This is a genomic window from Candidatus Cloacimonadota bacterium, from assembly GCA_034661015.1.
In the GTDB taxonomy this organism is placed as follows: Bacteria; Cloacimonadota; Cloacimonadia; order JGIOTU-2; family JGIOTU-2; genus JAYEKN01.
On record JAYEKN010000130.1, the window covers coordinates 7595 to 16474 of the forward strand.

8 protein-coding genes and 1 pseudogene are annotated in these 8880 nt (G+C 33.4%); 5 read left to right on the plus strand and 4 right to left on the minus strand.

All coding sequences use genetic code 11. The features are described 5' to 3' along the window. Nucleotides 1-56 precede the first annotated feature (56 nt). The 5 genes from U9P79_05240 (at nt 57) to U9P79_05260 (ending at nt 4646) form a co-directional block, all read left to right on the plus strand. A complete protein-coding gene (locus tag U9P79_05240) occupies nt 57-281 on the plus strand; it encodes a hypothetical protein (GenBank protein MEA2104033.1) in 225 nt (74 codons plus the stop codon). A 146-nt stretch (nt 282-427) separates the two neighbouring features. Next, nucleotides 428-673, plus strand: a complete 246-nt coding sequence (locus U9P79_05245) for an acyl carrier protein (protein MEA2104034.1) — start codon at nt 428-430, stop codon at nt 671-673. A 180-nt stretch (nt 674-853) separates the two neighbouring features. Next, the gene (gene kbl, locus U9P79_05250; GenBank protein ID MEA2104035.1) at nt 854-2101 is read left to right on the plus strand and encodes a glycine C-acetyltransferase; all 1248 of its coding nucleotides are present in this window, start codon (nt 854-856) and stop codon (nt 2099-2101) included. A 185-nt stretch (nt 2102-2286) separates the two neighbouring features. Then, entirely contained in the window at nt 2287-2907 is a 621-nt protein-coding gene (locus tag U9P79_05255) for an acetate uptake transporter (GenBank protein MEA2104036.1), read from the plus strand. A 452-nt stretch (nt 2908-3359) separates the two neighbouring features. Further along, entirely contained in the window at nt 3360-4646 is a 1287-nt protein-coding gene (locus U9P79_05260) for a folylpolyglutamate synthase/dihydrofolate synthase family protein (GenBank protein ID MEA2104037.1), read from the plus strand. Nucleotides 4647-4760: 114 nt separating this feature from the next. On the opposite strand, the gene U9P79_05265 is transcribed toward U9P79_05260, so the two are convergent. The 4 genes and pseudogenes from U9P79_05265 to U9P79_05280 all read right to left on the minus strand — a co-directional run bounded on the left by U9P79_05265 (nt 4761) and on the right by U9P79_05280 (nt 8880). Further along, nucleotides 4761-6233, minus strand: a complete 1473-nt coding sequence (locus U9P79_05265; protein ID MEA2104038.1) for a T9SS type A sorting domain-containing protein — start codon at nt 6231-6233, stop codon at nt 4761-4763. A gap of 86 nt (nt 6234-6319) precedes the next feature. Continuing rightward, nucleotides 6320-7852 (minus strand): N-6 DNA methylase, encoded by a 1533-nt coding sequence (locus U9P79_05270; protein ID MEA2104039.1) that lies wholly within the window; start codon nt 7850-7852, stop codon nt 6320-6322. Continuing rightward, entirely contained in the window at nt 7830-8486 is a 657-nt protein-coding gene (locus U9P79_05275) for a restriction endonuclease (protein MEA2104040.1), read from the minus strand. Before U9P79_05275 ends, U9P79_05270 begins: the two co-directional genes overlap by 23 nt. A 52-nt stretch (nt 8487-8538) precedes the next feature. Then, nucleotides 8539-8880, minus strand: a pseudogene (locus tag U9P79_05280) (DUF6088 family protein).

Genomic DNA, 8880 nt, shown 5'->3' on the forward strand with positions numbered 1-8880 from the left:
GAATCTCTGCGTTCTCTCTGTTCTCGGCGGTAAAAAAGAAATGATAGGAAGGAAAAATGGAAAGCTTAGTAATTAATATATTAGAACCAAAAGTTAAAGTGCTACTAAATAATTTAGTTGATTTGAAATTAATTCAAATTAATAGATTATCTGATTCTCATAATGATTTTGTTAAGCTCCTAAAAAAAATGCGATCAAATCCTGAATCTGTCCCCTCATTTCAAGAAATAACACACGAAGTTGAGAAAGTAAGAAAAGCAAGATATGATTCGTCCAAATAGGATTATTTTTGACACAAATCTTCTGATTAGCTTTCTGTTAACCAATAGAAATTTGAAATCCAAAAAGAAATTTTAAATTATGAAAAATATGTGCTGTCCCGTGGAATGAAAAAAATATTATAAAATCAACTAGAAGGAGAATAAAAATGGAAGAAATGAAAGATGTAATTTTGGAATACGTGATTGATGAATATGTGGAAGATGAAGACGAGGAAGTTGGTTACGACACACCTCTTATATCCGGCGGTCTCGTAGATTCATTTTCAATGGTTTCATTAAAAAGATTCTTGGAAACAGAATATGATATTTCAATTCCGGATGATAAAGCTAGCCCCGAAGCTTTTGATTCCGTAAATAGTATCGTAAAATTAGTTAAAGAATTTACTCAATAGAAATTCTATAAAACTCTGTGTGAGACAATCTTGCACAGAGTTTTTACAAATAACAGGACACAAATAAACGCCGAAAAACCGATTTATCCATGATTGAAATTAATAATCTTACAAAATTATTAGTGTTCATCAGTTAAATTACAATTTTTCTGCGTAGAATAATTATGAAGGAGTTTTACTATGGCTTTTAGCAGCAAAATTAGAAATATTTACAAAGAAGAACTCGGCAAAATTGAAAAAGCCGGAATTTTTAAGAAAGAGCGGTTTATTCACTCACCTCAGGCCGCAGACATTGAAGTGGAATTCCCGGAGGGTGCCTCTCTGCAAAAAGTTATCAATATGTGTGCAAATAATTATCTCGGTTTATCAAGCCATCCGGATGTAATTGCCGCAGCTCATAAGGGTCTGGATGAACGCGGATACGGAATGTCATCAGTACGATTTATTTGCGGAACGCAAGATATTCACGACGAGCTGGAAAAGAAAGTTTCTGAATTTCTCGGAACTGAAGATACAATTCTCTTTCCATCTTGCATGGATGCAAATGCCGGAGTTTTCGAAGCATTGCTTACCGCTGAAGATGTGATGATCTCAGACAGACTCGTGCATGCTTCCATTGTGGACGGAATTCGTCTTAGCTCTGCAATGCACGACACTTACAAGCATTCCAACATGAAACATCTCGAGAAAAAATTGAAACTTCACTCTGATAAACGGCTCAAAGTTGTAATTACCGACGGTGTTTTCTCAATGGACGGTGACACCGCTAAACTTGATGAAATGGTAGAACTTTGCGAGAAATACGATGCCATGCTTTTTGTGGATGATTCCCACGCTTCAGGATTTATCGGTAAAACCGGTAGAGGAACGCATGAAAAATATGGTGTAGTCGGCAAAATTGATATTATTACTACGACCTTTGGAAAAGCTCTTGGGGGTGCATCCGGTGGATGTGTTTCCGGTAGAAAAGAAATCGTGGAACTTTGCAGACAAAAAGCACGTCCCTATCTTTTCTCAAATACTATTTCACCGGTAGTGGTTGCCGGTGTGCTCAAAGTTTTGGAAATCCTTTCGGAAAGCACCGAACGACGAGACAAATTGGAAGAAAATACAAAATACTGGCGTAAAGGCATGGAAGAAGCCGGTTTTGTTCTTCAACCCGGAGATACACCCATTGTTCCGGTAATGCTTTTCAACGCAAAACTCGCCCAAGATTTTGCTAACGATCTTTATAAACTCGGAATTTATGCGATTGGATTTTTCTTCCCGGTAGTAGCAAACGGAAAAGCAAGGATCAGAACCCAAATTTCTGCCGGACACGAAAAACATCATCTCGACAAAGCTCTCGCTGCTTTCACTGAGGTTGGCAAAAAATATGACATTCTCGGAAAAACAAAAAAAGAAATAATTGAAATGTACGGATTATAATTAGAGTCTGTCCGTAAAGGAAAATCTTGAGTTAAAGTCCGTTTTTTGAACTTGACTTAAGATTTTCCAACTTACAAATATAACGCCAATTAACTTAATAGATAATTTTTTCAATTAGTCACGGAATGGCCCGTGACTTCTCGAGAAGTCTACTTTAAGGATGCACACTGATTAGGGAGATAAATATGGAAAATAAATTAGCAAATCCCGCTCCCCTCGGTTTGATGGGATTCGGGATGACAACAGTTCTGCTAAATATTCACAATGCAGGCTTTTTCGGATTAAGTTCTATGGTTTTGGCAATGGGAATATTTTATGGTGGAATGGCACAAATAATTGCTGGAATGCTCGAGTTTAAAAAAGGAAATACTTTTGGAACTACGGCTTTTACATCTTACGGACTCTTCTGGATTTCTCTTGTATTTTTACTTGTATTCCCCAAAATTGGTTGGGGTGACCCAACTCTACCCAAATTTATGGCTTGGTATCTTTTCTTGTGGGGCTTGTTCACATTCTTTATGTGGTTGGCAACTTTTAGGGCGAACCGCGTCATTCAATTTGTATTTCTTTCATTGACCATACTTTTTTGGTTACTCGCGATCAAGGACTGGACAGGCTCAGTTCTCATCGGCAGAATAGCCGGCTGGGAAGGGATCATCTGCGGTCTTTCCGCAATTTATCTTGCTATGGCAGAAGTGATAAAAGAATCCTGGGGAAGAGAATTTCTTCCGATTTGTGAAGTAAAGAAAAAAGAATCTGGAAAAATAGAACCTGCTACAAAAGCGGAAACAGAAGATAAAGAATAAATTTCTCAATTGAATCTTAATAGAGTTCATCCGTAAAGTAGGGATTCGACGCAGATGAACACTGAAAAAACCGATTTTCGCAAGATAAATTTATTTTGTAAAAAGTGTAGTATCAGCGCCTGCCCCGTTGAATGCTTTGTATTTTATATTCAACAGGGGTTCATCAGCATAATCAGTGCTTGCCCTGTGGAATGTTTTTGTATTTATATTCCACTTGGGGTTTATCTGCGTCGAATCACATTCGGGGAATCATTGCAAAAATGCGAGTTTACGGATGGACTCTAAATAAAAAAACTCTGGTGAGATTTCCAGAGTTTTTTTATTCTCATAAATCATTTCTGAATAAAATGATTTCTCTCTATAGATTAGCACCATATATTTTTGTAAAAAAATTTTCCAACTTCAAAAAAAGAAATAGAAAATGTGAATAACAAAATTTCAAACGGATTAAAATGAATTATCAAGAATTTTTAGAAGAGATTTACGAAAAATCAGCTGGGAAAAAGAAATTACAGTTGGTCAATATAACTAATTTTTTTAATGCAATTGGAAATCCGGAAAAAAAGATAAATGCCGTTCATATAGCTGGAACAAATGGGAAAGGCTCCACTGCTGCAATGGTGGAAACTATTTTAGAAGCACATGGATTCAAAACCGGTTTAAATACATCCCCGCATCTGGTAGATTATAATGAACGATTCCGAATAAATAAAAAACGGGTAGGCGAAAAAAAGTTACTAAATAAATATCTCAAATTCCGCAAACTACATGAAAAATATGATACTTCATATTTTGAGATAACTACAGCCATCGCCTGCCAGATGTTTTTGGAAGAGAAAACCGATTATGCCATAATGGAAGTTGGCTTAGGAGGGCGCCTTGATGCAAGTGTGCTCGTAAACGCTGTGATAACAGCAATCACGAATATAGATTATGATCACACAAATTCTTTGGGTTCCACTCTTGAAAAAATTGCCGGAGAAAAAGCGGGAATATTGAAAGAGGGTATTCCTGTATGTGTGGGAAAAATGCCAAAAGAGGCAAAAGCAGCGATCCTTTCGGTAGCGAAGAAAAAAAAATCCCCGATTCTCGATGTAGAAAATGAAATAAAAAATTCTTCGATTAAATTGGAAGAATCAGGTTGCTCGTATAATATTTCAATCCCTCAATTTGGAATTAACTACAAAAATATTAGAATAAATCTCGCGGGGCTTCATCAAGTTGATAATTCCTCGCTAGCTTTGCTAATGTGTGCAGCCTTAGCGAATAAATTCGGCTGGAAATTAGAAGAAAAAAAGGTGAAAAACGGGTTGAAAAATATTTTATGGGATGGAAGAATGCAAAAAATTAGGGAGCAGCCTACTATTCTCGTGGATGGTGCTCATAATCCAGCGGGAATTGAGAAACTTGTTTTTAACCTCACACACATTTACGAATATCGAAAACTGATCGTCGTGATTGCCATATTATATGACAAGGATTTTCGCACAATGATCAAAAAGCTAAGTAAAATTGTGGACATGTTCGTCATCTGCAAATCTCATTCGGACCGAGCAGCGGAAACCAAAGATTTGTCTGATGAAACCGGTAAATACACCCAAAACTATATTGTTGAAGAAGATATTCAAAAAGCATTGCAAAAAGCAAAAGAGATTGCAGATTCTCGAGATTTGATCTGCGTAACCGGCTCGCTTTATACTATCGGGGAAGTGCTGAGTGAAGAATGGAAAACAAATTAAAATTTTGAGTTAAAGGAATAAAATAGCTGCTATTCGATAATGTCTCAAGCCTGCCACGCTCTTCTTGCTTTTCTTTATGCTGGGTTGTGGAACTGTTTGTTAGCAGCATTTTTTTCATTTCAAAAACAAACATTTTTTCACTGCTTCAGTTTTGCCGTTTACATTCAACTTATAATAATAAATCCCTGAACTTACAGGTTTGCCTAAGTTATCATCTCCATTCCAGATAATTGAATGAAAACCTGTAGTAAATTCACTGTTAATCAATGTATTGATTTTTTGTCCTTTTATGTTGTAAATCGCAAGTTCAACTTTAGAATCATTTTGGATTGAAAAGACAATTGTCGTTTCTGGATTAAACGGATTTGGATAATTAGAAAAATGATTTGCTTGATTATTTGAAATATTATCGAAATTTATATCATTTTCAGCACCTAATCGAATAAGCCAAATATCATATAAACCAGATCCATAAGACTCTGTACCACCAGCAACAACATAACCGTCATCTGTAACTTGTCTAACTGAATAAGCATAATCATAACCATTCCCACCATAAGTTTGATTCCATTCCTCAGTTCCACTTGCATCTATTTTTACCAAAAGGAAATCAACCTGTCCTGTTCCATAAGATTCAGTGTAACCTGCGATGATATATCCTCCATCTGAAGTTTGTTGAATTGAATTAGCTCTATCAAAATAATCTCCACCGTAAGTTTGATTCCATTCTTCATTTCCACTATCATCAGTTTTTACTATCCAGAAATCACTAACTCCTACTCCATAAGATTCAGTATATCCTGCAATGATATAACCTCCATCTGTGGTCTGTATAATTGAGTAAGCTTTGTCAAAATAATTACCACCGTAAGTTTGATTCCATTCTTCAATTCCATTTTCATCTGCCTTTACTATCCAGAAATCACTATTTCCCATACCATAAGATTCAGTATATCCTGCAACGATATAACCACCATCTATGGTTTGCTGAACAGAATAAGCCCTATCTTGATCACTTCCTCCATAAATTTGATTCCACTCTTCATTTCCATATTCATCAATTTTTATTAACCAAAAATCTTTTGAACTTGTAACGTTAGTTTCAGTTTCACCAGCAATAATATATCCGCCATCTGATGTTTGCTGTATCGAAAAAGCTAGATCAAAATAACTTCCACCATAAGTCTGATTCCATACTTCATTTCCACTTTCATCTGTTTTAACTATCCAAACATCAAAATTACCTGCTCCATAAGACCATGTAAAACCAGCGATAATAAATCCTCCATCGAAGGTTTGTTGAACTGAGTGAGCTACATCTGAAGAATTACCACCGTAAGTTTGATTCCATTCTTCAATTCCAATTTCATTTGTTTTTATTATCCAAAAATCACTATTACCTGCGCCATAAGACTCAGTATAACCCACAATGACATAACCTCCATCTGTGGTCAGCTGAATTGAATACGAATGATCAGTATAACTACCACCATATGTTTTGGTCCACAAAGTATCAGGTGCTGTTTGAGCTACTACCTGTGACGATAAAATTATACCGACAAATAGAAAGAATATTCTAATTTTCATTTTTCCTCCAAAATTTCTGCTAATGTTTGGTCACTGCCGCGCTCATCTTTTCGGGCAGAGATATGTTTGTTTTGAGTATTTTTATCTTAATATTGAATATTATGTCTTTCAAAATCTTCAAAAATTGTCATTTGTGAATATTGATTTTTCTCAAGAATAATCTCAGTTAAAGAATTTAGTTCAAGTTCCTTACTTAATTTTAAAATATCCAACCGATTTAAAATTGAAGATGTAATTGGACGTTTTGAATCCCAAAAAATAAAAGATTGAAAAAACTCTTTTGCTATTTGAGAATTCAAAGTTTTGAGAAGTAATTCAGCTTCCTTTTTTGTATTGCAAGATATTAAATAACAAGTATCATCAACCATTATCGGTTTTTCTTTATAAGTTTCCAATAACTGAAAATGTATTTTTTTGTATAAACCGGAGATTGCTATCTTATAATTAGAAAATGAATATTTTCCAATACCAAATATTGAAAATTTAGGTTTATTTTTATAGATAGAACTTTTCCGTTGAGATAAAATGTTTGAGTGTTTCTCCAAATATTGATAAGTTTTAGGTGCAATATTTTTAATATATATTGTTTCATTACCAACTTCTTTTTGAGTTATAAGAACCCATTTTCGAGGAAAGCTTAAAACATCTTTTGAAATATCGGAACTTTTATACAGAGGATAAAGAAAGTCCATTTCCAAATCAACAGTTTCTCCAAAACCATTAATAAAAAGACCATCTTTAAAAAAGAATTCCATAATTTTTGAAGAATCATGTTTAATACCTGAACGCCATCTATAATATTCGTTTCCTTCTAAATGTGAATGTTTATTATAAAATGAAATATTTGCTAACAATTTATTTTTTTTAATTCCAATATCTGATATTAAAGATTTATAGTCTAATTTACTGTAAACCGGACAATGCTTGGTTTGGACATTTTCTCCAGATTGACAAATAAATAAGCAAGCATCAACAGAAACATTAAAATGTTCTTTTGAATTTATTAGATGAATAGATGATTGTGATATATTTAATTTATTGTTCCATATATACATCAAAACTTTTCGAGCAACACTTGTTTTACAAAGAAAAGCTAAAAGTGATGTTTTATATTGCAATACATCCAATAATTTAATTATCATCCATTCAGAAATATCAAAATTTGATTTTCCTGTAATCGCTTCAATACCTTTAAGTTGCTGACCATTATTTTTTTTAGGTAAATTTGAACTGGTTAAAGAAGAAAGTTTTGAATTTGTGACCCAAGGTGGGTTGCCAATCATCAATAATGGTTCTTTCAATTGGTTTAAATATTTTCCCCAATCCATTTTGAAGAAATCCTGATTTTCCAAAATTACTTTTTTACTTGAAATTGCTTTTCTTAAAATATTTAAATAGTTATTGTTTATTTCAATGCCTATAATTTTTTCAGCAGAATTAAATGTTTTATTAGAATTTATTATAAAACTTCCGACTCCACAAGTTGGTTCAATTATTGTTTTGGGTTTATAACTATTATTGCTGATAAAATCACAAATTTGTAATGCAAGATTGTCTGGAGTTTGAAAATCACCAAATTCTACTTTTTGTTTACTATTATGTAATTTTAATAATTCCATCAATTTTACCTGCTTTTTGAATTACTCGACCATATTGTAATCTCCATTGTAAAGCATTAGCTATTGTTAAATAACCGATTTCAAATGGATTGTTTAGTAGTTTTTCTGCTATAATTGGACCCTCGATATCAAAATCTATCGGAAGATTTTTCTCTCTCATTAATGCAATCAAATCATCAGAATTTCCATTATTTTCAATTATTTTCTTTATACTTGTTGTTATTTGATAGTCAGCTGTTTTTGTTGAATCAACAAATATTGAATGTAAGATATTAAGTCTGCTTGATTGTAATTCATTATTATCTATTTTTTCATATACAAAAATTAATAGAGAATATCCTAAGCCGAATATTTTTTGGTTAGCAGAACGGTAGGGACATGATGATTGAGGTTGTCTATAATTTGTTACTTTTAAGTCTATTTGTAATTCAGGAAAATCAATTCCACGAGCAGAATTTCCTATTTCATATTCGTAAGTTTCCGATAAAATATTTTGGAATTTATGCTCAACATAAGTTCCTACTGATTTGCCATCATTAATATTATATAATTCACTATTTTCTATTTTGGAAATAGCTTTTGCAAATTTTCCGGCTTCATCTCTAATTGCTTTATTCGTTAATTTCTTTTTCATTTTCCCTCATTATTTATTTTTAATTCATAAATATTATTGTGCTATATTAAGTCAATAAATTTAATGCACTATCCCCCGATATTTCTATCCGCCAATTGAATTTTCGGGCAAATGAACGAGCTACTTGATCAATATCAGGACTCAACTCTTGTTTTAGGAAATCGCTGTATTTGGGGTAATCGTAAATACCTCGGCAAACTCTTCGTATTTTACCCTTTTTTACTAAATCCGATAAAGCGCTGACAGCTTCCTGACGAGTGAACTTTTTCATTAAATCATTTGCATTCGTTTTAGCAGTCCATTCTTTTACGCTGATTTTGTAACTGTTCAATCCTGCTTGATTTCTAATTGTGGCATATTCGCCATAATTAAAATTTGGATTATAGATACGCTC